The sequence below is a fragment of the Brevundimonas sp. genome (assembly GCF_041648115.1).
Taxonomy (GTDB): Bacteria; Pseudomonadota; Alphaproteobacteria; order Caulobacterales; family Caulobacteraceae; genus Brevundimonas.
Window position 1 is genome coordinate 109,060 of sequence record NZ_JBAZPR010000007.1, and the last position, 24,889, is coordinate 133,948.

The window sequence follows — 24,889 nt, forward strand, 5'->3', positions numbered from 1 at the left end:
GACCCTCTTCCAGCGGGAAAGGGCTTGAGCGCCCGAGAGCGAAGCGATCGGCCTTGTGCGACCCGAAGGGCGGCGCGTAGCAGCCAAAGGGTGAGGGGCAGGTGGTGCGACTTGGCCCACCGGCCGACCCTCATCCGGCCCTTCGGACCACCTTCTCCCAACGGGAGAAGGAAAGACTTGAACGGGAGCGCCCAGTGGACATCCTGATCGACGGCCGTCCCGCCACGCCTGAAGACCTGGCCCACCAGGCCCTGGTCAACTACGGCGCCTACACCTCCTTCCGCGTCGAGAACGGCGCCGCTCGCGGCCTTGACCTCCACCTCGCACGCCTGGACCTGGCCGCCATCGAACTGTTCGGCGAAAGCCCAGGCGAGGCAGAGTTCCGGCGTCTACTGGCGCTCGCCGTCGTTGGCCGCGACAAGGCATGGCTACGGGTCAGCCTGTTCTCGCCCGAGATCGGCCATCGCAACCCGTCCTTCGTCGGTCGCCCCAAGGTGATGACCGTCGTCTCACCGCCTCCGCCGCCGCTGGCCACCCAAATGCGGGTGACGGCTGTGCCCCATGGCCGCGAAACGCCCCATCTGAAGCATGTCGCCACCTTCGGTCAGACGCGTGTGCGCCGGGCCGCGCGTGCGGCCGGGTTCGACGACGCCCTGTTCGTCGACGATCAGGGCCATGTGTCCGAAGGCGTGACCTGGAACATCGGCTTCGTCCAAGGGAATCGCATCGTCTGGCCCCAGGCGCCGATGCTGGCGGGTGTGACCCAGATCCTGATCGCGCGCGGCTTGGCCGGACTGGGCCTATCGTCGCAGACACAGCCAGTGCATCGTTCCGAACTTGCCGCCTTCGACGCCGCCTTCCTGTGCAACAGCGCCACGCCCGTCTGCCCCATCGCGGCCATCGACGATGTCGCCTTCGCCAATGATCCGGCTTTGCTGGCCCGGATCGAGACCGCCTGGTCCGCCCAGCCGCCACAGCCCATCGCGATCCGCGACGATGACGCCCGCGACGATGACGATGGCGTCAGCCGGCTAGGCCGCTGATTTCGCACCTGCTAAACGACGCGGACGGCACGCGACAGGCTGGGGAGACACGCATGCGCATCGGGCTTTATCCGGGCACCTTCGACCCGGTGACGAACGGGCATACCGACATCATCAAGCGCGCGCTGAAGCTGGTGGACCGGCTGGTCATCGGCGTGGCCCAGAACGACGACAAGGGCCCGCTGTTCTCCACCGCTGAGCGCGTCGAGATGCTGAAGGCCGAGGTTGCGGGCTTCGGCGGCGACATCGTGGTCCAGCCCTTTTCGACCCTGCTGATGCATTTTGCGGAAGAGCTGGACGCCAACGTCATCATCCGGGGGCTGCGCGCCGTCGCCGACTTCGAATATGAATTCCAGATGACGGCCATGAACCAGCGCCTCAATCAGGACATCGAGACGGTATTTCTGATGGCAGACCCCCGGCATCAGGCCATCGCCTCGCGGCTGGTCAAGGAAATCGCCCGGCTGGACGGCGCGATCGACAGTTTCGTCAGCCCCGCCATCGCCGAGCGCGTGCGGGCCAAGGTCAAGAACGGGATTTGAGAGATTATGCGTAAAGCGATCATCGCGGCGACCGCCGCCGCCCTTATGGCCAGCGGCGCGGCCCAGGTTCCGGCTTTGGCTCAGACCGCGCCGGCGGCCTCCGACTGGCGCACCGTCGCGCCGGAAAACCTGCTGGTCATCGACACGTCGAAGGGCCGCGTCTTGGTCGAACTGGTCCCGGTCGCCGCGCCCAACCATGCCGAACGCATCCGCACCCTGGCCAACCAAGGGTTCTACGACGGTCTGAAGTTCCACCGCGTCATCCCTAATTTCATGGCGCAAACCGGCGACCCGCAAGGCACCGGCGCGGGCGGCAGCGCGCTTCCCGACCTGAAGGCCGAGTTCAACTTCCGGCGTGGTCGCGACGCCGGTTTCGTCGCCGTGCCCAGTACCGGCCCCGGCGTGCGCGGCCTGGTCGGCGACCTGCCGGTCCAGACCCAGCCCGACGCCCAGATGATGGTCACCGCCGACTTCAAGGTCGACGCCCACGGCCTGTTCTGCCCCGGCGTTCTGGGCATGGCCCGCTCGGGCGCGCCCGACAGCGCCAACAGCCAGTTCTTCCTGATGATGGGCGCCCGCGACCAACTGGACGGCGTCTATACCGCCTTCGGCCGCGTGGTTTCCGGCCTGGATGTCGTCGGCAAGCTGAAGAAGGGCTCGGACGCCGAGGACGGCAAGGTGACCGACCCCGACCCCATGACCCACGTTCGCATGGCCTCGGCGATGCCGGAAGCCAGTCGCCCGACGGTGCGTGTCCTGAACGCAAGCAGCGCCGCCTTCGCCGAACGGATCGCCGCCACCCGCGCTGCGCGCGGTAACGGCTTCAGCATCTGTGACGTTCAGCCGGTCGCTGAGGTCACTGGCGGCTGACGCTTTTCAACACGACGGGGGAGGGGACGATGACCATTCGCACACTGATGATCGCCACGGCCATGCTGACCACAACGGCCGGGGCCGCCCCGGCCCAGGACGCGACCGCCGTGCCAACGCCCCCACCGCCTCCGGCCGAATGGCGCACCATCGCGCCCGAGAACCTGCTGGTGATCGACACCAACAAAGGTCAGGTGTTGGTCGAACTGGCGCCCCAGATCGCCCCGGCCCATGTCGAGCGCATCCGCCTGCTGGCCTCGCGCGGCTTCTTCGACAACCTGGTCTGGCACAGGGTGATCGACTGGTTCATGGCCCAGACGGGCGATCCGCTTGGCACGGGCGAGGGGCAGAGCTGGTATCCCGACCTGAAGGACGAGTTCACCTTCCGCCGCGGGGCGGACATGGCCTTTACGCCGGTCGCGGCTCCCGTCGGCGCTCTGGTCGGCTTCATCGACTCTATTCCCGTCCAGACCCAGCCCGACGCCCTGATGTCGGGCACCGGCGATCACAAGGTCCACGGCTGGGCACTCTACTGCCCCGGCGTCGCGGGCATGGCCCGCGACGAAGGCAATGATACCGCCAACAGCCAGTTCTTCCTGATGCGCCAGGCCTATCCGGCATTGGACAAGCGCTACACCGTCTGGGGCCGCGTCGTCTCCGGGCTGGACGTGGTGCGGTCGCTGAAGGCGAGCGGCACGCCCGACGGTCTGGTCCAGGGGCCGGATCAGATGACCCGCGTCCGTGTCGCTTCGGATCTGCCGGCTGCCGAACGCCCCACAGCGGCCGTGCTGAACACCAACTCCGCGACATTCCAGACCCTGGTGCAGCAGGCGCGTCAGGCGCGCGGCGCGGACTTCTCGGTCTGTGACATTGAACTGCCGGTGCGGATCACGCCTGCGAGCTAAATCTTCTCCTCCCCATGAAATGGGAGGGGGACCACGAAGTGGTGGAGGGGCTCTTAAAGTCCCACAGGCGTCTGTGATGCGGTGAAGAACCCCTCCGTCACGGCGCGAAGGCGCGCCGCGCCACCTCCCCATGAAATGGGGAGGGGACAGGTTGCTTCAGCTCGCCGCCATCCCTCTGCCCCGACCGCGCCGGCGCCTGCGGCTCTTCGCCGGCTTCTTGTCTGCTCTCATCTGCTGCAGCAGTAGCCCCTCGCGCAGGCCCCGATCCGCGACCCGCACCCGCTCCGACGGCCAGGCCCGCTGAACCGCTTCCAGTATAGCCGCTCCCGCCAGTACCAAGTCCGCCCGGTCGGGACCGATGCAGGCCTCGCTCGCGCGCCCGTCCGGCCCCAGGGCCTTCAGCCGATCCGCCGCCGCCTCACAGTCGCCGCGCGTCATCCATAACCCGTCCACCCGGTCGCGATTGTAGCGCGGCAGGTTCAGGTGAATGCCCGCAAGGCTGGTGATCGCCCCCGAGGTGCCGACCAGATGCGCCCGGTCCTGGCGAAACAGCTCCAGCATGGGGTCGTCGACGATCCCACCGGCCGCGATGGCCTCGCCCATGTCCGCGACCATGGCCTCGTACCAGGCCTCCCCCGAGTTCTCGGGCTCCGGGTGCCGCTCGGCCAAGGTCACGACCCCCACCGGCGCCGACATCCAGGCGCTGGTGGTCCAGTCGGCCCCGCTGCGTTTCAGCCAAGACATCTCGGTCGAGCCGCCGCCAACGTCGATCACCAGCACCGCTTCGGCTTTGGGATCGATCAGGTTCAGACACCCCTCGACCGCCAGTTTCGCCTCTTCCGATGGGTCGATGATCCGCAGGCGCAGACCCGTTCCCTTGCGCACCCGGTCGATAAACTCGGCGCCGTTCTCGGCCGCGCGGCAGGCCTGGGTGGCGACGGCGCTCAGGCGGGCCGAGTCCACACCCTTCCTGACGATCCGTTCGGCGCACAGGGCAAGCGCGTCATAGGCCCGGTCCATGGCGCGCGGGTCCAGCAATCCGGTGCGCGACAGGCCTTCGCCCAGGCGCACGATGCGGCTGAAGCTATCGACGACACGAAAGCCTTCGCGCGACGGCCGCGCGATCAGCAGCCGACAATTGTTGGTCCCCAGATCGAGCGCGCCATACAGCGGCGCATCCCGACCCGACGCATCCCGCGAACGGGAAGGCTGGGACCGCTCGTCGCGCCGTCGGGGCGCGCCGTGGGTCTCCGGCATGGGTCGTCATTCCGATGTGGGCGGTCCAAAACGGCGCCCGTCCCGATCAGCCTAACCCGCGAAGATCGTCCGCGCCAAGCCATTCTGTCAGGAAGATGAACAGACCAGCAAGCGTCTGGGTCATCCACTGGGTCGTATCAGGACCGATGACCCAGATTCACACAGCCCGCTTCGCCATCGGCCAGATCGTCCGCCATCGCGACGACGCCTTTCGCGGCGTGGTGATGGACGTGGATCACGCCTATGACGGCCCGGCCGGCGAGACCGGCCTGGTCGCGCCGGATCAGCCCTTCTACCGCGTCTATGCTTTGGGCGACGATGGCGGTTTCGTCGCCTATGCCGCCGAGGGCGTGCTGGAAGACGGTCAATCCGTCCTGTTGCCCGACGACGCCGATCGCTGGTTCACGACAGACGGCCTGGGCCACCACGCGCCTCTGGACGAACAACTGCACTGACAGTTGGAAGGCGCGGCCGGGCCGGGCTAGAATGCCGCCAAAAGAGGAACGCCCCATGTCAGACTTCGAACACGTCTTCGAACAACCGCCCGAGGGCGCGGCCGCCGACTGGACCATTCCCCAGAACTGGGCCGCCTATACCGAGGTCGAGCACCAGACCTGGGACACCCTGTACGCCCGCCAGATGAAGATCCTGCCGGGCCGTGCGTGCGACGCCTTCCTGCGTGGCCTCGACGCGCTGGATCTGAACGCCGGTGGCATACCCGACTTCGACGTGATCAATCCCAAGCTTCAGGCCCTGACCGGCTGGACCGTGGTCTGCGTGCCGGGCCTTGTGCCGGACGAAGTCTTCTTCGACCATCTGGCCAACCGCCGCTTCGTCTCGGGCCAGTTCATCAGGAAGCCGGACCAGCTGGACTACCTCCAGGAACCCGACATCTTCCACGACGTCTTCGGCCACGTGCCCATGCTGACCGACCCCGATTTCGCCGCCTATATGGAGGCCTATGGCAAGGGCGGCCAACGCGCGGCGGGTTTGGGCATGCTGCCCAATCTGGCGCGTCTGTATTGGTATACGGTGGAGTTCGGCCTCATGCAGGACACGGACGGCCTGCGCATCTATGGCGCCGGCATCGTGTCTTCGGCGACCGAGAGCGTCTTCGCTCTGGACGACCCATCACCCAACCGTCTGGGCTTCGATCTGGAGCGGGTGATGCGCACCCTCTACCGGATCGACGACTTCCAGCAGGTCTATTTCGTCATCGACAGCCTGGAAGCCCTCAAGGACGAGACGCTCAAGGACTTCGGCCCGGTCTATGCGGCGCTGAAGGGCCAGGACGACCTGCCCATCGAAACCGTCCTGCCGACCGATCAGGTCTTCACGCGCGGCACCCAGGCCTACGCACAGCGCGGTGGCCGGTTCGCGGCCTGATCTCTTTCTAAATCCGTCATCCTCGCCCTTGTGGCGAGGATCCAGACTTCCGGAGTTGGGCGCCGCGCACCGCTTTTGAAACCGGGAATGGTGATCGTTGTTCGCTCTAAGCGTCCTGGAACGGATAGAAGTCGCTACCCAATTCCAGAATGCCCGTCAGTTCGTCCAACGCCCCCCGGCTCTCGGTGAGCAGGTCGGGATCGGCCAGGTCGGCGGGCCGCAGTTCGTCGCGATACCAGCGCCCGGCCCAGTCCGACAGCCGTGCGTGTAGGGCGTCGGTCAGCCGCATTGCCTGATTGGTCGCCGCCAGCTCGGCCGAGTTCAACACGACCCGCAGACGCAGGCAGGCCGGCCCGCCGCCGTTTCGCATCGACTGGCGCACATCGACATACTGAACCCGGCCGATGGGACCATTGGAGGCGGCCAGCGATTGCGCCACCGCATGGCTGCGGGGATCGTCGCGGGTCTCGGTCGGACAGATCAGGGTCAGGCGATCCTCGCCCGGAATCTGGATCAGCATGGAGTTGAACAGATAGCTGCTGATCGCATCGCCCAGCGGCAGGTCGGCGGACGAGACCTCGACGAAGATCGGCTCGAACAGGCCATCCGCCGCGCGGCGGATGGCGTCCTGCGTCCCGGCCGTGTCCTCGAACGCCAGGTCGTGGAAGAACAGGGTCTCCAGCGCCCCCACGCAGACCACGTCGTTGTGGAAGGTCCCGCCCGCGATGGCGGCCTTGGACTGCTGGGCCAGGACCACGCCCGACGCCTCATGGCGACGCGCGACGGCCTGCGACGCCTCGCGCGTCTGACGTGCGGGGTAGGGGCCGTCCCAGGGCTCGAACGCCTCGCGGCCCCAGACCAGCAGATTGACGCCCGCCGCCCCATGCTCGGCGCACAGCCGCACATGGTTGGCGGCGCCTTCGTCGGCCAGATGCGCGACCGAGGGCAGGGCGTCGTGTACGGCGAAACGTGACGGATCGGGGAACAGGGCGTCCAGCGCCCGCTTGGTCTGCCAGTGCTCCAGCGACCGATGCAGGTTGGTGATCAGATTGGCGGGCGTGAAATGCACACGGCCATCCGCCGCGTCCACGCTGGGCGTCACCGTCGCGGCGTTGGCGGCCCACATGGGCGAGGCCGAGCAGGCGGCGGCGGCGAAGGAAGGCGCATCCTTCCAGGCCCGCTCCAGCACCTGGGCGTCGGAACCGGTGAATCCCAGCGTCCGCAGGAAGGGGATGTTCGGCCGCTCATGCGGCGGCAGAACGAACTGGGGCAGGCCCAGGTCCGCCAGGGTCTTCATCTTGTCGAGCCCCTGCAGCACCGCCGCCCGTGGATTCGACGCCTCGCCCTTGTTCAGGCTGGACGCCAGATTGCCTGGCGACAGACCGGCGTAGGAGTGCGTCGGCCCGATCAGGCCGTCGGCATTGGCTTCGACGGCGACAGTCATCGCAACCCCTTGATCTCGCCTTCGATGTTCGAGACCGCATCCGCTTCGAAGCTCGCCACCGGATAGGCGCAGTAGTCGGCGGCGTAATAGGCGCTGGGCCGGTGGTTTCCGCTGGCGCCCAGCCCGCCGAACGGCATGTCACCCGCCGCCCCGGTGGTCGGGCGGTTGAAGTTGACCACGCCCGCGCGGATGCGGCGGATGAAGTGATCCCAGTTGGCCGGGTCGTCGCTGACCAGGCCGGCCGACAAACCATATCGGGTCGCATTGGCCGTCTGGATCGCGGCGTCGAAGGTCGCCACGCGCGTCACTGACAGGAAGGGGGCGAACATCTCCTCGTCCGGCACGTCGATCCCGGTCACGTCGATGATGGCCGGCTTGACGAAGGCGCCGGGAAGGTTGGCGACCGGACCCGAGGCGCGGATGACCTTTGCCCCCATCTCGATCCGTTCCTGCAACGCCTTCAGCGCCGCCTCCGCCGCGCGGGCCGAGATCAGCGGGCCGGCATAGGGTTCGGGATCGCTGTCCCACGGGCCAAACACCAGCCTGTCGGACAGGGCGGCGATGGCTTCGATGATGGCGTCGCCCTGAGGCCCTTCCGGCACGATCAGGCGACGGGCGCACGAGCAGCGCTGGCCAGTGGTGATGAAGGCGGACTGGACCGCGATGCCTGCTGCGGCTTCCGCATCCGCCGCATCCCAGACGACCAGAGGATTGTTGCCGCCCAGCTCCAGCGCCAGGATGACGTGCGGATCGTCGGCGAACTTCCTGCGGAAATGCGCGCCCGCCGCGCCCGAGCCGGTGAACATCAGGGCGTCGATCCCGGCGTCCAGCAGGGCCGCCCCCGTCTCGCGACCGCCCTGAACCACATTGACCACGCCGGTCGGCAGGTCGGCGGCGGCGAAGGCCTCGGCCATCACCTGACCGACCAGGGGCGTCTCCTCCGACGGCTTGAACACCACCGTGTCGCCCGCCAGCAGGGCCGGGACGATATGGCCGTTGGGCAGGTGTCCGGGGAAGTTGAACGGGCCCAGCACCGCCGCCACCCCGTGCGGACGATGCCGCAGGGTGGCGCGCCCAAAGGCCGTATCGGACGACCGCTCGCCTGTGCGCTCGTCATAGGCGCGGATCGAGATGTCCACCTTGCCGATCATGGCGGCGGCCTCAGTTTTCGTCTCCCACAGCGGCTTGCCGGTCTCGCGGGCGATGGCCTCGGCGATCTGGGGCGCGCGGTCCTTCAGCACGGCCTGATAGCGTTTGACGGCGTCGATCCGCTCGGCGCGTGGCGCGTCGGCCCAGGCGGGTAAGGCGGCGCGGGCGGCGTCAACGGCGGCCTGGACTTGGGCCGGGCTGGCGGCCTCGCCCTCCCAGTTGGTGGCTTCGGTGGCGGGGTCGATGGATTTGAATGTGGTCATGATTTCACGCGGACGGTGGCGCCGGCCTTGATCTTCAGCACAGCAGCGGTTTCAGCGGTCAGGCGCACGGTGTCGCCCTCGATGTCGGCCTTGCACCGCACGGCCCGGAAGGCGGCGATGCTGTCTGTCGAGATCAGGGCCGGCAACTCGGCCTCGACCGATCCGACGATCTCGACCGTCAGGCGGCGGGCGTCGCGCACAGTGCGGATGTTGTCGCGCCCGCACGACACGGTCGGCCCGGCGTCGAAGATGTCCACCAGACCATTGGGCCTGAAGCCTTCGCTCTCCAGCAGGGCCATGGCCGGCACCCCTTGCGGGTGCACCTTGCCGATCACGGCGCGGGCGGGTTCGGGCAGAAGCTCGGTATAGATCGGGTGGCGCGGCGCCAGGTCCAGGATGAACTGCTTGTCGGTCGAGCCGCTCATCCGGTCGGCGTGGTCGAACTCCATCGGAAAGAACTTGTGCGCCACATGGTCCCAGAAGGGGCAGGCGCCGTCGGGCGTGAACACCCCGCGCAACTCGGCCAGCACATTCTCGGCGAACAGCTCCGGCTGGGCGCCGATCAGCATATAGCGCGACTGGCTGAGCAGACGCCCCGCACCGCCCTTCCTCCGGTCGGCCTTCAGGAACAGCGACCCGACTTCGGTCCAGCCTGTGCACTCGTTGACCAGCACCAAGGTCTGGTGATCCAGCTTGACCCCCAGCGACGGCGACGAGGCGGTGTTGTTCACCACCCGGAACGAGAAGAACGGCCGCTTCAGCCCCACCGTCGCCTTGACCGATCCGACCCCGTCGATGTCGCCGGTGTCGCCGTCCTCCAGCATCAAGGTGTACCAGGCCTCCTGCGGCGTAACCTCGCCCCGGAAACTGGCCTGGCTAAGCTCCAGCCGGTCGGACAGGGCGTCGGGGTCTTCAGGCAGGCTGGTGAAGCCGGGGCCGGACAGGATGGCCAGCTCCAGCAGATGGTCGAGATCGGCAGGGCCGGCGGGACGGACGACGAGCATTCTAGAGAGTTTCCATCCGCAGGGATTTCAGTTTGGCCGCATCGATCTCGCCCGAGGCGATCTTGCACAGGATCAGGGCGCTCAGCTGGGCGCGTTCGACGAAGCTGTCGGGCCAGGCGAACTCCTGGTTCGAATGGATCTCGCCGCCCCGCACCCCCAGGGTGTCGATATTGGGCAGGCCGGCGGCGTGCAGATTGTTGCCCTCGCACACTCCGCCCGACGGCTTCCACGCGATGGGCTGGCCCAGCAGGGCGCCGGCCTGTTTCACCGCCTCGAACAGCGCGGTCTGGGCCGCGTCCATCGGCTTGGGCGCGCGGGTGAAGCCGCCGTGCAGGTCCAGCGTCAGTCCCTCGAACGGCGGCGCGGCCGCGATGGCCTGCACCGAGGCGTCGATCCAGTCGGCGGCGGCCTTGTCGGGGACGCGCACGTTGAAGCGCACCACGGCGTTGTCGGCGACGACGTTCAGCGCGCCGCCGCCCGAGATCTTGGCCACATTGACGGTGACGCCCTCGTGCCGGCCGTTCAACCCATGCAGGGCGGCGGCGATGATGGCCGCGCCCGCCACTGCATTGCGGCCCTCTTCGAAAGCCCGCCCGGCGTGGGCCGCGCGACCCGTCACGATCAGATGATAGTTGCCGCTGCCCTTGCGCGCCCCCGCCAGCGTCCCGTCAGCCAGCGCCGGCTCATAGGTCAGGCCCACATGACCCCGCGCGCCTAGCTCGGCCAGCAGCGGTGCGGAGGCGGGCGAACCGATCTCCTCGTCCGGGCTCAGCAGCACGGTCCAGCCGACGCCGTGTCGATCAGGATGGGTCTCGAACGCCTCCAGCGCCGCCAGCAGCACGCTGATCCCGCCCTTCATGTCCGCCACGCCCGGCCCGTTCAAGGCGCCGTCCGCCCGCGTCGTCACGGTCTGGAACCTGCTGTCGGCGGGGAAGACGGTGTCATAGTGGCCAGTCAGCACGACCTGGATCGGCGCATTCGGCCGCGCAGTGATCTTCAGGGCATCGGCATGGGCCTCGGTCCGCACCGAACCGTCGTCGCCGACGGTGGTCGAGCTTTGCGTCGAGATACGCTCGACCGTGGCGGGCAGCGCGCGCGCCTCCGCTTCCAGCGCATCCAGCACGGCGTTCAGACCGGCCGCGTTTCTGCTGCCGGAGTTGATGTTGGCCCAGTCGATTGTGCGGCCGATGATCGTCTCGCGTCGCGCGGCGACGTGGTCGAGGACGGCCTGGTCAGAGGTCAGAATCCGCATCGGCCGGACCCTAGACGCCCAGACTGCAAAGGTGAAGGTGGGGGTCTGTAAGTCATCGCCGATCACCGCTAGTTTCCGCCCGAACAGGGACGCGACATGACACGCACGACGATCGATCTGTGGCTTCGGGCCATGAACCCGCTGATGTTGCCGCGCGGCATGGCCGAGGCGCAACGGTCCGCGCGGTCGATGGTGATCGGCCTGGGCATCGCCCTGATTGTTGGTCTGATTCCGACCTGGTGGATGTTCACCTCGGGCTGGTTCGAGACCGCGATGAGCGCAGAATACGCCCGCATGGGCCTGTCGGCCGATCAGGTCGCCATGCAGCGCGAGTTCATGAAGGTCATCTGGCCCTTCGCCATCGGCATTGGCGCGGTCTTCTCCGTCGCGCTCTATGGCGTACTGGCGGTGGTTCAGTGGCGGATGATGACGCGCGCGATTCCGATCATCATGCTGGCCCTGGTCGCCTATAGTCTGGTGGCCAATATGGGCATGCGGTTGCTGGGCACGATGCCGACGCCGGAACTGCCGCTGTGGATGCTCTTGACCACTTGGCCGGCCGCCGCCGTCTCGGCCGTCATCTATGTCGCGTCCCTGCAAGGGGCCATGCTGCTTCACCGTCTGCGCAGCGAGCCCTGAATGACCGTCGTCATCTTCCACAACCCGAAATGCGGCACGTCGCGCAACGCCCTGGCGCTGCTGCGCGAGCAAGGCGTCGAACCGACCGTGGTCGAATATCTGAAGACCGGCTGGGACCGCGCGACGCTTGAGCGCCTGGCGGCGCGGACCGGCGTCGGGCTGGCGGGCCTGCTGCGCAAGAAGGAGGCCGACGCCAAGGCCCTGTTGGACGCCGGCGCTGACGATGAAACCATCCTGGCCGCCGCGATCGCCCAACCGATCCTGATCGAACGCCCCATCGTCGAGACCGAAAAGGGCGCCGTCATCGGCCGCCCGACGGAGCGGGTGCTGGAGGTTCTCTAGCCACCGTCGCGCCCTAGCGGGTGCGACGGTCCCGGTTCGGACGACGGTCGCCGGCCTCGCGGCTTTCGTGGCGCCAGCGGATCGAAAGGCTGGTCTGGCCCTGGCCGCCGAACCGCGAGGCGACGGCGATGTTGCGTCGGGGCTGCCATTCGACCTTGACCGCCGCGCCGTTCTGACCGCCGCCGATGACCTCCAGGTAGACGTCGTCGGTGATGTAGCGACCGCCGGCCACCGTCACCGCCGAGGCGTCGCCGCCGAAGGACAGCCGGTCCAGACCCGCCAGTTCGCGCAGATTGCCGATCACGTCGAACCCGCCGCCGCCGGCCAGGGCCGCAACCCCGGCCGCCAGCTGCGCCGCCTCGAAGGCCGACAGCTGCGACGCCGAGCGCCCGAACAGCACCTGCGACAGGATTTCGTCCTGGGGCAGGGAGGGAGTCGAGGTCAGGGCGATCTTCGGCTCGGCCGCCGTGCCGGTCACGTTGATGGAGGCGGTCAGGGCCGCATCCTCTCGCGTCGCCGCCAGGTTCAGCCGGATCTGTTTCGGATCGGTGGACAGGGTGACCCGGCCGGTGTCTTTGAACACGAACCGCTTGCCCGCGAACTCATAATCGCCGCGCACCACATTGGCTGTGCCGGTCAATTGCGGCTGGGCGATCGTGCCGCGCACGCGGGCGTTTATGTCCAGCACCACGTTCAGGCCGCGCCCATCGACCCGCACCTTGCCGCCGGTCGATCGCAGGGCGATGTCCATGCCGATCTGCGGGCCGCGCGCCTTCTGTTCGGTCTCTACGGGGTCGCCGCCGGGTCGGTTGACCTCGACCACGTCCATCGAGACGATGCCGGTGGCGCCAGGCAGTTCCGGCTCGATCTTGGCTTCGTCGACGTTGATCTGACCGCCCAGCTGGATATTGCCGTCCGCCCCGCGAACGATGGTGATCGGCCCCGAGGCGCGGGCTTCGGCGATGTCGTTGTCGATGACGCGGAAGCGGTTCAGCGTCAGTTGCGCGTTCGATCCCGATCCCTGGCGCAGGCCGATGCGGCCCTGACCGGACACGGTCCCGCCCGAGCCGTCATTGGCCGAGAAGGTCTCGATCTGGGCCGTCGTGTCGTCGAACCGCGTCCTCAGCGTCAGGTCGCTGAGCACCAGTCCCACCGCATTCTCGCGATACGAACCCTGGCTCAGGTCGAACCGGCCGTTCAGGCGCGGCGCGTTCAGGGTGCCTGCTAGGGTCGCTTGACCGTTGACCTGGCCCGCCAGACTGCGTTCACCGCCCAGGAACAGGTCCCAGATCGGCTGGATCTGGCCGTTGATCGACACCCGGCCCGACATCTCGCGCGTCCGGGCGATGGCTAGGCGCAGCGGCGCGGCCGAGGCCTCGACCGGCAGGACGATGTCGGCGGAAGCTTGCACCGCCCCTTCGTCCACAGCCGTCGCCTTGATGGTCAGCCGGTCGCCTGCCAGGGTGGCGTCCACCCGTCCGTCCACGGCCAGGCCGCGCGGCGCATCTATGCTGCGCACGTTCTGAAGCGCAATGTTGGCCGTGCCCGACAGATCGCTGCCGGCGCCGCGCAGGGCGACCTGGCCCGTCACGCTGCCCCGCAGCTCGGGCGAGATGGACCCCAGATTCACGCTGGTCAGATCGGCCTGGATCGCGGCCCCCCGCGCGTCCTGACGCAGGTCGGCCAGCAACACGCCGCCCCCGACGCCCAGGTCCAGATGGGCCGTGCGGTCGGCGCCGTTCAGGGTGATCGAGGCCGGGCTGCGGGTGGTGAAGGCCACCTCGCGCACCCGACCGCCGCCGCGCAGCGTCAGGCCGTGCGTCTCGTTCTGGCGCGAATAGACGCCCGTGCCGTTGAACTGGGCCGGGTTCGGCCCGCCCACATCCAGCGCCAGGGTGAAAGGCAGGTTGCTCAGCGTGCCGCGCCCGTCCAGGTCCAGGGTGCGGATGATCCAGCTCTGGCCAGCCAGGCGCACATTGCGTCCGCTGACGTCCAGGATGGCGCTGTCCGATCCGCCGCCGTCCGTCAGCCGCACCCTGCCGTTGGCCTCGCCCGAGGCCAGGAAGGCCCCGGCGCGCGCCGTGAACGTCAGGTCCGCGCTGGACGGGATATTGTCCGACAGGGCGACGGCGCCCTTGGCCGTCACGCCGCCTGCATCCACGTCCAGATCACTCAGGCGGATGCGTTTGCCGCCGAGAAAGAAGTTGCCCGAGGCGCGTGCGGGACCATAGTTCGAGCCGCTGACGACCGTGATCCGCCCATCCGACGCATCCGCGCCCTTGCGGAAGCTCAGCGTCAGGTCGGCGTTGTTCAGCGTCAGGGCGCCGGCCGTCACCTGCTGGAAGCCAGCTGTCAGATCGACGCGCGGTTGGGACAGGGTGCCTGTCAGGGCGCCGCGTCCGTTCATGTCGCCGCCGATCTCGACCGGCCCGGCCGCGAACGGCCCGCGCGCGTTCCAGTCCAGCGCTAGCCTCAGATTGCCCGCCGTCTCGATGATGCCCTTGGCGCCCGCGCGCCCGGCCGCGCCGGTCAGTTCGCCGCGCTCGATCTCGATCCGGCCGCCGTTCAGCTGGCCGGCCAGTTGCAGGCGGGGCGTCTTGCCCAGCAGGCGATCCAGCTCGGACATGCCGATGGTCAGGTTTCGTCCCCGCCCGTCGAAGTTCAGCACCCAGGGCGCGCCCGTCCGCGCCGACGACGCCCGGATCGGCCCGCCGAAGGCGCCGCGCGCCTCGGGCAGGACGCGCGAGGCGTCCGTCAGTTGCGCATTCCCGCGGAAGCTCATTCCGCCCAGCAGGTTGCGCGAACCCGATCCGTTCAGCGCTAGTCCCTGGCCTTGCAGATCGACCTTCTCCAGCAGGATGGCGCCGTCCTTCATCCGCGCCGCCTGCATCTGCACGCGCGGCGCCGAACCCAAGAGGCCGCCAATGATGCCTTCGCCCGAACCGCCCGTCGCGCGGATGTCGCCGTCGAAGTCCATACGGCCGTTCTTGACCGCGACGTTCAGCGGCCCGGCGATGCGGGTCGCGCGATAGCTGGCGACGTTTGCGTTCAGCAGGGTCGCCTGACCATTCAGGCTCCAGGTCTGAGCGTCGCCCTTGAACAGGCCGGAGTAGGCGGCCGGCCCGGCGATGTCCGATCCGACCAGCCGGCTCAGCGACGCGGTCTGGATGTTCAGGGTGATACCGTCCGGGGAACTGCGGTCAGAGTTTCGGATCAGGCCGCGCGCTTCGGACTGGACGTTGTCGGAGATCAGCTTCCACGCCACGCCTTGACTGGCCTTGTCCGGCGTCGGAACCATAGCGAAGCCGAACCGCGCCGTGCGCCCAATGCGGGTGACGAAGGGCGCCAGCAGGTCCGACCCGCTGAAGTCAGCAAAGCCCGAAACGCGCGATCCCTTGTCGCCGAAATGCCCCTGAACGATCAGGGGGACGAACTGCCCCGTCTGGACGCGGGCATTGACGACATCGGCGTTCAGGACGGCGGCCGCCGAGAACGGCTGATCGGGCGAGTAGCCCAATGCGCCGGCCAGCGGCCCGCCCTGAACCTCGTTGGCGCGCAGGTTGAGGCGCGTGTCTTCCAGCTTGCCGCCGAAGGTCGCCGCGAGGCGCAGATAGTCGCCGGGCCGGTTCAGGCTGTCGGCGTTGACGGTGGCGCTCTTGGCCCCGGCGCGCGGCAGGCTGGCGTCGCCCGACAAGCTCCAGCGGCCGTACTCCTTGGAGAAGCCCTCCATCAGTTCGATATTGGCCGAGAACTTGTCGATCCGAACCGAGATCGGCTGCGGGCTGGGCGGTTCGCCGCTGGGCGGCTCAACCACGGGCCGACGCAGGACGCGAATGGTCTCGGCCTTGATGTCGTTTGCGTGGAGGCTGCGACCCACCAGCGCCAGATAGGACCAATCCATGCTGAGGTTGTTCGCCTCCAGCCAGACGCCCTGACTGTCGGCCAGGGTGATGCGATCAATGCTGAAATCGCTCAGCAGGTCGCCCTTCAGCCCATAGACCTTCAGCCGGCCATAGCGGCTGATCTTCAGGTCTTGGATCCGCTGCAACACCATCTCGCGACCGCCGTCCGAGGCGATGTAGTAGCGCCCGCCCACCAGGGCGGCGGCGATCAGCACCAGCAGGCCAGCCAGGATCGCTCCGGTGAAGATGACGATGCGTTTGATCAGCCCGCGACGCGTCTTCGCCGGCCGCGCGGCCTTGGTCGGCGTCGTCTCTTCAGGCGTGGTTTCAGGCGGTGTGTCGGTCAAAACGCCTGCCCGATGCTGATGTAGATCTGGAAGGCCGAGTCGCCCTCACGCTTGCTCAACGGCATGGCCACGTCCGCCCGGATCGGCCCGAACGGCAGCATGTAGCGCACGCCCACGCCCGCGCCGTAACGCATGTTGGTCAGGTTCGGCGTCTCCTGGAAACCGATGGCCCCGGCATCGACGAAGGCGACGGCCTGGAAGCTCTGACCGATCGACTGGCGCACCTCGAACGAGGTCTCGAACAGCGACAGTCCTCCGCGCGGCGTCCCGTCCGGCAGTTCGGGATTGACGCCCTGATAGGAATAGCCCCGCACAGATCCGCCGCCGCCGGAATAGAACAGGCGGTCCGACGGCACGTTCAACTCGCTGCCGCCGACGATGGAGCCGATCCGCAGCCGCCCGGCCAGGATTGTGCGATCCTTCGCCAGCGGGAAATAGGCCGTGCCTTGCGTTTCCGTACGCAGGAACAGGATGTTGCTTTCGCCCGTCACGGCCGTCGGCTGGACAGCGACGTTGACGCGCCAGCCCTTGGTCGGGTTCAGCGGATTGTTCGAGTGGTCGATGTAGGCGCTGGTCCGCGCGGTGACGATCGCCAGGTCGCGGTCGAAGGTCACGCGCTGGGCAGGCAGGGTGGTGAAGTCGTAGCGCGTCTCGCTGTACCGCCCCGCGTCCAGCCCGATGCCATAGTTGAAATAGGAGGTCTTGCCGATCCGCTGCTGCAGGTCGGCATAGAGGGCGACGGCGGTGCGCAGATAGGCGTCGGTGTCCTCGTTGACGATGGCCGCGCCCAGCTTCAGCGTGCGGCCGGGCCGGCGCCAATGCGGCAGGGACAGGTCCGCGCCGACCCGGCTGTTGATGTCCGCCAGCCGTGCTTCAAGCCGCAGGGTGTCGGCCCGGCCGAAGCGATTGTAGCGGGTCTGGATCACGTCTACGCCCGCCCCTTCGGCCGTGGACCAGGTGGCGCCAGCTTCCAGCACGCGGCGCGGCCGGTCCTGCAGGCTGACGATCACGGGACGCAGACCGCCGGCGGTGACCTGGTCCAGCGGCGAAAGGGCCACGCCGATGCCGTCATAGACGCCGGTGTCCAGCAGCCGACGCTCCAGCTCCGCGACCTGATCGGGATCGTAGCGGTCGCCTTCCTTCCACGGCGCGAGGCCTGCGACCCAGTCGGGATTGGTCCGGCCGCGCGTCGACAGTCTCACGCCGTCCAGCCGCACCAAGGCTCCCGAGGCGATGCGGTATTCCGGCGCGACGGTGAAGGCGGCGTGGTCCACCACCACCCGGCGCGGATCGGCCTTGGCGTCGGCGTAACCGTCGCGAACCAGGGCCGCGACCAGCCGCCCCTCGCCCGAGATGACATCCACCGCCCGACCGGGATCGCCGGCTTTCAGGGCGATGGCGGTTTTGGCCTTGTCCACGGTCTCGGTTTCGGGCGCGGGATCCACCCACTGGATGGTCGGGTCGGTCAGCAGGAAGCGGCGACCCGGCTGGACCGAGACGATGGCGACCGGCGTCTCCTCGCCCTCGACGATGTCTTCCACGACCGGCTGGTAATAGGCTTCAGAGCGCAGCAGGGCCGTCGCCGAGGTCACGGCGCTTTCCGCACGGCGGCGAGCCTCGAAACGGCTGGCCGGCGCCCCATCGACTTCGCCCACGGCGCGTTCCAGGGCCCGGCGTAGTTCGGCGTCCATGTCGCCGCGGATCTGGGCGCGGGGGTCCGCCGCCGCCGCATGGGCGCAGGCCGAAAAGGCCGCGAGGGTCGCGACCAGCAGGTTAGGCCTGAACGTCAAACTCGATCTCTCGTCAAAACTGCGCCCCCCGGCAAACCTGTCCTTCTTAGTAGAACAGGGTCTCGCTCTCGGGTTGGACCGTCTGTTCGGACGTGCGTTCATCAGGCGGAAGGCTGCTGGACGGCGGGGGCGTGGGGGTCGGGTCCTGCACCTCGGGCGCAGGCGGGGGGACTTCTTCCTTGACGGGAGGCGGCGCCGTCTCGACCGGCATCTCACGATAATCGTCGTCCGAGCGCGACGGCCGGTCGTCGCAGGCCGAGAGCGCAAGCACGCTCAACGCAGCGGCGGCCAGAACGAATGTCGAGCGTGTCATGGAAAGTCCCCGGGTCTTCGCCGATGCAACGCCTGTGGCGCTAAGCCGTTCCCTTAGCGCCGAAAACTGCGCCGGTCATCCCGCGTGATCGGACCATTTTGTGACCATTTGCTCCAACGTCATTGCGGACTTGGGTCCGGGCTCCGCCGCCTTGCCGTCGAACAGGGGCGAGGGGCGCGGCAGGCCGTCCTTGAACGTCCCCCTGGCCTGATTGTGCGGATGGTCGGGCGCCTCGGCCAGGCTGAGGACCGGGGTCACGCAGGCCTCGGTTCCGGCGAAATGGGCGCTCCAGTCGTCACGGTCGCGGCTCGCGAACAGGGCGGCGAGCCGCGCCTGCAAGGCCGGCCAGGCGGCGATATCATACTGAACCGCCTCGTCCGGATCGATGTTCAATCCCGCCAGCAGGGCGGCGTAGAACCGCGGCTCCAGCGCCGCCACGGCCACGAACTTCCCGTCGCGACAGGTGTAGCAGCGATAGAAGGGCGCGCCGCCGTCCAGCAGATTGGCCCCGCGCCGCTCGCTCCACATTCCCTGACCGCGCAGGGCCTGGAACAGCCCGCCCAGCAGGGCCGCGCCGTCGGTCATGGCCGCATCCACCACCCGACCCCGCCCGGTGGTCCTGGCCTCCACAAGCGCCGCCAGCACCCCGACGACCAGCAGCATGGCCCCGCCGCCATAGTCGCCCACCAGGTTCAACGGCGGGGAGGGCGGACGATCCGCCTCGCCCATGGCGTGCAGCACCCCCGACAGGCCGATGTAGTTCAGATCATGCCCCACCGCATGCGCCAGCGGTCCCGTCTGACCCCAGCCCGTCACCCGACCGAACACCAGCGCGGGCTTTTTCGCCTGAAGAACCTCCGGCCCATAGCCCAATCGCTCCATCACGCCGGGCCTGAACCCCTCGATCACCGCGTCCGCGCCATCGACCAATGTCAGAATACGCTCGCGATCGTCGGGCGATTTCAGATCGACCGGCACGGCGACGCGCCCCCGATGCATCACCGCACCGCCGACCTCGTCGAACGCCGCAGGCCCGGCCGAGGCGTCGCGCGTCAGCCGCACCACCTCCGCCCCCAGGTCAGCCAGCATCATCCCGGCGAAGGTGACCGGCCCCAGGCCGTCGATTTCGATGATGCGGACGCCATTTAACGGTTGCATCGCACATGAGTAGCAGACCGGGTCTTGACCGGAAGGCCGGATTACAACAGAAGGCGCCCTTCGACGGTTCGGGCCAGCCCGGACGTCGCGCGGTGCGCCCTTAGCTCAGTTGGTTAGAGCATCTGACTTTTAATCAGAGGGTCCTCGGTTCGAGCCCGAGAGGGCGTACCATTTAAAGCCCGCTTCGGCGGGCTTTTTGCTGTTTAGGACGCAGAACAAAAGCGAACTTTTGTGACTTTCAGAAAGTCACACGTGTGACTTCGGTCAGTTCAGGGAATCGCGCATCTGTATGGCCGGATCGTCCGTGGCGACGACCTCGACCGCCGCGAGGTGTTTCGACAGGGCCGCGACCAGGGCGGGCAGTTGCAGCGGCTTGGCCAGGTGATCGTCCATGCCGGCCTCGCGGCACAGGACGATCTGGTCCGGCTGGACGTTGGCGGACAGGGCGATGATCGCGAGCCGACGGCCGGTTCCCTGTTCCAGGCGCCGGATCTCCCGTGTCGCCGTCAGCCCGTCCATGACCGGCATCTGCATATCCATCAGGACCACGTCGTAGGCCTTGGACTGGACGGCGTGCACGGCCTCGGCGCCGTCGCAGGCGGTCGTGACCTCAAGCCCCAGGCCGCTGAGGATGACATTGATCAGCTCGCGGTTGGCCGGCGAATCGTCCGCCACCAGGATCCGGCCCTCCGGCATGACGGAGAGTTGGGGGCTTTCCGTCCGCGCTTCGCCGTCCGCGATCAGCAGGGGCGCCGTCAGATGGAAGGTCGAGCCCTGGCCCGGCTGGCTGGTGACCAGGATATCGCCGCCCATCGCCCGCGCCAGCCGCCGCGAGATCGCCAGCCCCAGCCCTGTGCCGCCATACAGACGCGTCGTCGAGCGGTCTGCCTGCGAGAATCGCTCGAACAGATGAGCCAGGGCTTCCGGGCTCATGCCGATGCCCGTGTCCGTCACCGCCGCCGTCAACCGCCACACGCCGTCCTCGCCCTGATCGCCGCCCAGCGACAGGCCCACCGATCCCTTGGCGGTGAACTTCACGGCGTTGCCCAGCAGGTTCAGCAGAATCTGCCGCAACCGCGCCTCGTCGCCCATCAGGCACGGGGGCATGTCCGGCGCCAGCTCGACCTGAAGCGACAAGCCCTTGGCGAGGCATTGCGCCTCCATCATCTGGGCCGTCTCGCGCGCCAGGGCGACCGGATCGAACGGCTGGGGCTCCAGCTCGATGGCGCCGGCCTCCAGCTTGGAATAGTCCAGCACGTCGTTGATCACCGACAGCAGGGCCTCGCTGGCGGTGGCGATGCGGGCGACATATCCGCGTTCCTCGTCAGGCAGGGCCTGGCTGGCCTTCAGCAGGTTGGAAAAGCCGATGACGCTGGTCAGGGGTGTGCGCAGCTCATGGCTCATGTTGGCCAGGAACTCGCTCTTGGCCGCAGCCGCCGCCTCGGCGCGGTCCCTGGCTTCGAGCAGTTCGTCGGCCAGAACCTTGCGGTCGGTCATGTCGCGGATGACGGCGACGACTTCCGAAGGTTGACCCGGTTTTGCGGCCAGGGCGCGGAAGGTGCATTCGACCCACACGGTGGAGCCGTCGCGGTGGACGGCGCGGTGCTCCAGCCGGCATTGCTTGCCGGTGTGCATGGTCTCCAGCACGGACCGGGCCACCCGCTCCTGATCGTCGGGGTGGATATAGTCCAGCGCTGTGCCGCTCATCTCCTCGAAGGTCCAGCCCAGCAGGGCCTCGATGGCGGGCGAGATGTATTTGCTGGTGCCGTCCGGGCGGATGCGGGTGATGACATCGCCGATGTTGTCGGCCAGAAGCCGATAGCGCGCCTCGTCCCGCTTGGCCTGTGCGATCTGGTTCTGCTGGTCCGTGATGTCCTGAAAGACGCCGTAGAGGGCCTTCACCACGCCCGCGTCGTCGCGTTCGGCGCGCGCCTGGCTCAGGACGATGCGTTCCTCGCCATCCGCGCGGATCAGCCGAAGGCGGCGATCATAGCCCTCGCCCGTCGCCACGGTCTTCTCGATGGCGGCCAGCAATTCGGCGCGGTCTTCGGGATGATAGAAGTCTATGGCGGAATCGACGTGGGGATCGAAGCTGGCTCGGTCGAGGCCGTGGATGCGAAACACCTGATCGGACCATTCGACGGCGCCGCTGGCCAGATCCAGCCGCCAGTGGCCGACCCCGGCTATCTGCTCGACCAGTTCGAGAGTGCCGTGCCGCTCTTCGCTGATCCGGCTGATTTCCAGCGTGGCGATGATGTCCTCGGCCATTCGGCCCAGCGTCTTCAGCGTGGCCATGTCCGCGTCCGACGGATGCGCGCGGGGCTGGCGGTCCATCACGCCGAACGCGCCGACAGGCCGGCCGTCCGGTCCGCATATCGTCACACCTGCGTAGAAGCGCAGGTTGTAGGGCGCGGCGACCAGAAAATGATCGCGGGCGACGGGATCGGCCAGGCCGTCCTCCACCACCATGACGGCGCCCGCGCCCTGCCGCATGAGGCGGTCGCCCAGGGTTCTTTCGCGCGGCATCGTCTGGACGATCGTGCAGTCACTGCACCAAAGCACGGCCTTGTCGCCGGTGATCAGGGTGACTACGGCCGACGGGGCATCGAACAGCCGGCACGCCAGTTCCGTAAGGCGCTGAAACGGGCCGGCGGGCGCGTTCAGGGCTTCGAGACTCTTGGCGATATACGGCACGGTGAACTCCAACGACTGCGCTCAAAGTGCCATCGATCAGAGAATTCTTTGTTACCGAAATGCTAAATCGCCAAGCTTTGATTGCAGCACGCGACATGTTCTAAGCCCGCCCATGAAGACTGTTTTCCTACCCGCCGTCCTCTTGCTCGCGCTATCGGGCTGCAACGCCGGACGGTCGGCCGTCGGCGGGGCAGAGCAGATGGGGGCGGGGTTCGCGGCGGCGGCGTCCGCGCCGCTGGAGGATTTCAACCTGCGCCGCCAGATCATTCCGACGGTGCTGTTGCAGGCCGAAGCCAACCCCTATGACCTGCGCAACCTGAACCAGTGCGCCACCATCGGCGCCGAGGTGGCGCGGCTGAACGAAGCGCTGGGGCCGGACACGGACGAGCCGCCGCGTCAGGACGGTTCGTTTCTGAGCGAGCGCGCCGCCGATGCGGCCGCCAAGGCGGCGCTGAACGCCATCCGCGACACCACGACCGACTTCATTCCCGGCCGCAGCTGGATCCGCCGCCTGAGCGGCGCCGAGCAGCACAGCCGCCACGTCCAGTCCGCCATTCAGTCCGGCCGGATGCGTCGCGCCTTCCTGAAGGGGATGGGGATGCAGCGGAACTGCGCGCCGCCGGCGGCGCCCAGCTGGTTCAGACCCGCCGGACGGTCGCAGCCTTGACAGCCGGATCCATGGGCGGCTTTAGCGGCCGGAGGTGCGGCGCCGGTCGCGACGGTCGCCCCTGATCTGGATCGTGCCGTCCTTGGCGAAGGCTTCGAACGAGGGCTTGTCGATGTTGCGGAACTCGCCGGTGCGATCCCAGTCCCAGTCGAACGAGATGCGCTCGCCCTTGTGCGCGAACTTGCCGGACCAGTGGGCGAAGAACGCATATTTGTCGCCGCCGATGATGATGACGTGGCGATGGAGCGCCGTCTCGTTCCCCTCGTCACGGGGCGGCTCTTCCAGATAGGTATTGTAGGCGTGGAAGCCTGACTTCTCGATGCGCATGTCAGTTCGACATGTGGCGGGCGTGGAAGTCGCGACGGAAGGCTTCGAACCGGCCCCCCGAAATCGCGGCGCGCATGGCCGCGGTCAGCGCCTGGTAGAAGGCGATATTGTGCCAGCTCAGCAGCACCTTGCCGAGGATTTCATCGGCGCGGATCAGGTGGTGCAGATAGGCCTTCGAATACTGCGATGACGGGCCGTCGATGCTCGGGTCCAGCGGATCATGATCCTCGGCGAAGCGAGCGTTCTTCAGGTTCAGTGGGCCGTCCCAGGTCCAGGCCTGGCCGTGGCGACCGGCGCGGGTCGGCAGGACGCAGTCGAACATGTCCACGCCGCGATACACCGCCTCGACCAGATCGACCGGCTTGCCCACGCCCATCAGATAACGGGGGCGGTCCCTGGGCAGAAACTCGGGCGCATAGTCCAGCACCTCGCACATGGCTTGGTGACCTTCGCCCACAGCCAGGCCGCCGATGGCGTAGCCGTCGAACCCGATCTCTTGCAGTTGTTCCGACGACTGGCGGCGCAGGTCCTCGAAGGTCGAACCCTGCTGGATACCGAACAGGGCCTGGTTCTCACGCTCGCCGAACCGGGCCTTGGAGCGGGCGCCCCAGCGGATCGATAGCTCCATCGCCTTCTTGGCCGCATCCTTCTCGGCCGGATAGGCGACGCACTGGTCCAACTGCATCGAAATGTCGGCGCCGATCCGGTCGGCCTGGATCTCGATCGAGCGTTCCGGCGTCAGCACGTGTTTGGAGCCGTCGATGTGGCTGGAGAAGGTCACAGCCTCCTCTTTCACCTTCGAAATCCCGGCCAGGGACATGACCTGGAACCCGCCGCTGTCGGTCAGGATCGGCTTGTCCCAGCCCATGAATTTGTGGAGCCCGCCCAGACGCTCCATCCGCTCGGGGCCGGGGCGCAGCATCAGGTGATAGGTGTTGCCCAGAAGGATGTCGGCGCCGGTCGCCTTGACCTGATCCGCCGTCATCGCCTTGACCGTCGCGGCGGTGCCCACCGGCATGAAGGCGGGGGTGCGAATGTCGCCGCGCGCGGTCTTCAACACCCCGGTGCGGGCGCGGCCTTCGGTGGCGGATATGTCGAAAGGAAAGGGCATTCAGGCGATCAGTCGTTCAAGCTGCTCGACCCGCACCAGATCCTTGGGGCGGCCGAACAGGCGGTACAGGTTGATATGGTCCCGGATGTCGGGCACGAACAGCGGGATATCGTCGATGAAGACGCGACGCCGCGACGTAAAGCCGACGGCCTGCCATTCGGCGCCGTCGCGGGTCTCCAAATCGGCCATGACCTCGACCAGGATCGGCTGGTCCGGCGCGCGACCGAAGACGGCCGAGCGGAACAGGCCTTCACCCGGATCGGCCACCACCTCGCCGTCCAGCGCGGCCAGCAGGGCGCGTGCGTCGCGGGGCGAACACAGGACGTCGATATCCGGCACATGCAGATCGGTCAGGCCATACAGGGCCATGGCCGCTCCGCCGAAGATCCACCACGGGTCACGCAAATCGTGCGCGGCCTCGCCGACGGCGACCAGGCCGTCCTGAAGCTCATGCGGGAGGTCGTCGGTTGACACGGTCGCGCTC

General features: G+C 67.9%; 22 protein-coding genes and 1 tRNA gene. 10 read left to right on the plus strand and 13 right to left on the minus strand.

Features of this window, described 5'->3' with window-relative positions; all coding sequences use genetic code 11:
• Nucleotides 1-194: 194 nt before the first annotated feature.
• From WC597_RS08105 to WC597_RS08120, 4 genes are read left to right on the plus strand one after another with little or no spacing between them, the layout of a single operon-like run.
• Nucleotides 195-1,043, plus strand: a complete 849-nt coding sequence (locus WC597_RS08105) for an aminotransferase class IV (protein WP_372692851.1) — start codon at nt 195-197, stop codon at nt 1,041-1,043.
• A 53-nt stretch (nt 1,044-1,096) separates the two neighbouring features.
• Nucleotides 1,097-1,585: a pantetheine-phosphate adenylyltransferase gene (gene coaD, locus WC597_RS08110; protein WP_159850458.1), complete on the plus strand. Its 489-nt coding sequence runs from the start codon at nt 1,097-1,099 to the stop codon at nt 1,583-1,585.
• A 6-nt stretch (nt 1,586-1,591) separates the two neighbouring features.
• Nucleotides 1,592-2,455 carry a peptidylprolyl isomerase gene (locus WC597_RS08115; RefSeq protein WP_372692852.1) on the plus strand — a complete coding sequence of 288 codons (864 nt, stop codon included), beginning with the start codon at nt 1,592-1,594 and terminating at the stop codon, nt 2,453-2,455.
• Nucleotides 2,456-2,484: 29 nt separating this feature from the next.
• Nucleotides 2,485-3,360, plus strand: coding sequence for a peptidylprolyl isomerase (locus tag WC597_RS08120; RefSeq protein ID WP_372692853.1), 876 nt, complete (start codon nt 2,485-2,487; stop codon nt 3,358-3,360).
• 156 nt (nt 3,361-3,516) lie between these two features.
• Here WC597_RS08120 and WC597_RS08125 read toward each other — a convergent pair whose 3' ends face one another.
• Nucleotides 3,517-4,617, minus strand: a complete 1,101-nt coding sequence (locus tag WC597_RS08125; protein WP_372692854.1) for a Ppx/GppA phosphatase family protein — start codon at nt 4,615-4,617, stop codon at nt 3,517-3,519.
• Nucleotides 4,618-4,763: 146 nt separating this feature from the next.
• Between WC597_RS08125 and hspQ the strand changes: the two genes are divergently transcribed.
• Together hspQ and phhA are read left to right on the plus strand one after the other, a co-directional pair.
• On the plus strand, nt 4,764-5,072 hold the full coding sequence (hspQ, locus tag WC597_RS08130) for a heat shock protein HspQ (RefSeq protein ID WP_372692855.1): 309 nt from the start codon (nt 4,764-4,766) through the stop codon (nt 5,070-5,072).
• Nucleotides 5,073-5,127: 55 nt separating this feature from the next.
• Complete coding sequence (phhA, locus tag WC597_RS08135; protein ID WP_372692856.1) at nt 5,128-6,003, plus strand: phenylalanine 4-monooxygenase; 876 nt, start codon at nt 5,128-5,130, stop codon at nt 6,001-6,003.
• Nucleotides 6,004-6,109: 106 nt separating this feature from the next.
• Here the strand turns inward: phhA and astB are convergent, their stop codons facing one another.
• The 4 genes from astB to WC597_RS08155 are packed head-to-tail and all read right to left on the minus strand — an operon-like array spanning nt 6,110 to nt 11,115.
• Nucleotides 6,110-7,447, minus strand: a complete 1,338-nt coding sequence (gene astB / locus WC597_RS08140; RefSeq protein ID WP_372692857.1) for an N-succinylarginine dihydrolase — start codon at nt 7,445-7,447, stop codon at nt 6,110-6,112.
• Nucleotides 7,444-8,859, minus strand: a complete 1,416-nt coding sequence (astD, locus tag WC597_RS08145) for a succinylglutamate-semialdehyde dehydrogenase (protein WP_372692858.1) — start codon at nt 8,857-8,859, stop codon at nt 7,444-7,446. Before astD ends, astB begins: the two co-directional genes overlap by 4 nt.
• Complete coding sequence (locus WC597_RS08150; protein ID WP_372692859.1) at nt 8,856-9,863, minus strand: arginine N-succinyltransferase; 1,008 nt, start codon at nt 9,861-9,863, stop codon at nt 8,856-8,858. Before WC597_RS08150 ends, astD begins: the two co-directional genes overlap by 4 nt.
• Before the next feature lies 1 nt (nt 9,864).
• Nucleotides 9,865-11,115: a hydrolase gene (locus WC597_RS08155; protein ID WP_372692860.1), complete on the minus strand. Its 1,251-nt coding sequence runs from the start codon at nt 11,113-11,115 to the stop codon at nt 9,865-9,867.
• A 96-nt stretch (nt 11,116-11,211) separates the two neighbouring features.
• Between WC597_RS08155 and WC597_RS08160 the strand changes: the two genes are divergently transcribed.
• A complete protein-coding gene (locus WC597_RS08160; RefSeq protein WP_372692861.1) occupies nt 11,212-11,754 on the plus strand; it encodes a hypothetical protein in 543 nt (180 codons plus the stop codon).
• Nucleotides 11,755-12,096 carry an arsenate reductase (glutaredoxin) gene (gene arsC / locus WC597_RS08165; RefSeq protein WP_372692862.1) on the plus strand — a complete coding sequence of 114 codons (342 nt, stop codon included), beginning with the start codon at nt 11,755-11,757 and terminating at the stop codon, nt 12,094-12,096. It abuts the gene before it with no gap.
• A 13-nt stretch (nt 12,097-12,109) separates the two neighbouring features.
• Here arsC and WC597_RS08170 read toward each other — a convergent pair whose 3' ends face one another.
• From WC597_RS08170 to WC597_RS08185, 4 genes are all read right to left on the minus strand, one after another.
• A complete protein-coding gene (locus tag WC597_RS08170; protein WP_372692863.1) occupies nt 12,110-16,345 on the minus strand; it encodes a translocation/assembly module TamB domain-containing protein in 4,236 nt (1,411 codons plus the stop codon).
• Complete coding sequence (locus tag WC597_RS08175) at nt 16,342-18,135, minus strand: autotransporter assembly complex family protein (RefSeq protein ID WP_372692864.1); 1,794 nt, start codon at nt 18,133-18,135, stop codon at nt 16,342-16,344. The genes WC597_RS08170 and WC597_RS08175 overlap by 4 nt, the downstream gene beginning before the upstream one ends.
• Nucleotides 18,136-18,181: 46 nt before the next feature.
• Complete coding sequence (locus tag WC597_RS08180; protein WP_372692865.1) at nt 18,182-18,448, minus strand: hypothetical protein; 267 nt, start codon at nt 18,446-18,448, stop codon at nt 18,182-18,184.
• A gap of 75 nt (nt 18,449-18,523) precedes the next feature.
• Entirely contained in the window at nt 18,524-19,606 is a 1,083-nt protein-coding gene (locus WC597_RS08185; protein ID WP_372692866.1) for a CaiB/BaiF CoA transferase family protein, read from the minus strand.
• A gap of 94 nt (nt 19,607-19,700) precedes the next feature.
• Between WC597_RS08185 and WC597_RS08190 the strand changes: the two genes are divergently transcribed.
• Nucleotides 19,701-19,777, plus strand: a tRNA-Lys gene (locus WC597_RS08190).
• A 93-nt stretch (nt 19,778-19,870) separates the two neighbouring features.
• Here the strand turns inward: WC597_RS08190 and WC597_RS08195 are convergent.
• Nucleotides 19,871-22,300, minus strand: a complete 2,430-nt coding sequence (locus WC597_RS08195) for a PAS domain-containing protein (RefSeq protein WP_372692867.1) — start codon at nt 22,298-22,300, stop codon at nt 19,871-19,873.
• A gap of 112 nt (nt 22,301-22,412) precedes the next feature.
• On the opposite strand from WC597_RS08195, the gene WC597_RS08200 reads away from it, so the two are divergent.
• Nucleotides 22,413-22,967 carry a hypothetical protein gene (locus WC597_RS08200; RefSeq protein ID WP_372692868.1) on the plus strand — a complete coding sequence of 185 codons (555 nt, stop codon included), beginning with the start codon at nt 22,413-22,415 and terminating at the stop codon, nt 22,965-22,967.
• A gap of 21 nt (nt 22,968-22,988) precedes the next feature.
• On the opposite strand, the gene WC597_RS08205 is transcribed toward WC597_RS08200, so the two are convergent.
• From WC597_RS08205 to WC597_RS08215, 3 genes are read right to left on the minus strand one after another with little or no spacing between them, the layout of a single operon-like run.
• Nucleotides 22,989-23,294: a hypothetical protein gene (locus WC597_RS08205; protein ID WP_372692869.1), complete on the minus strand. Its 306-nt coding sequence runs from the start codon at nt 23,292-23,294 to the stop codon at nt 22,989-22,991.
• A 1-nt stretch (nt 23,295) separates the two neighbouring features.
• A complete protein-coding gene (gene tgt, locus WC597_RS08210; protein WP_372692870.1) occupies nt 23,296-24,405 on the minus strand; it encodes a tRNA guanosine(34) transglycosylase Tgt in 1,110 nt (369 codons plus the stop codon).
• Nucleotides 24,406-24,879, minus strand: coding sequence for a hypothetical protein (locus WC597_RS08215; protein WP_372692871.1), 474 nt, complete (start codon nt 24,877-24,879; stop codon nt 24,406-24,408).
• Between the last annotated feature and the right edge of the window lie 10 nt (nt 24,880-24,889).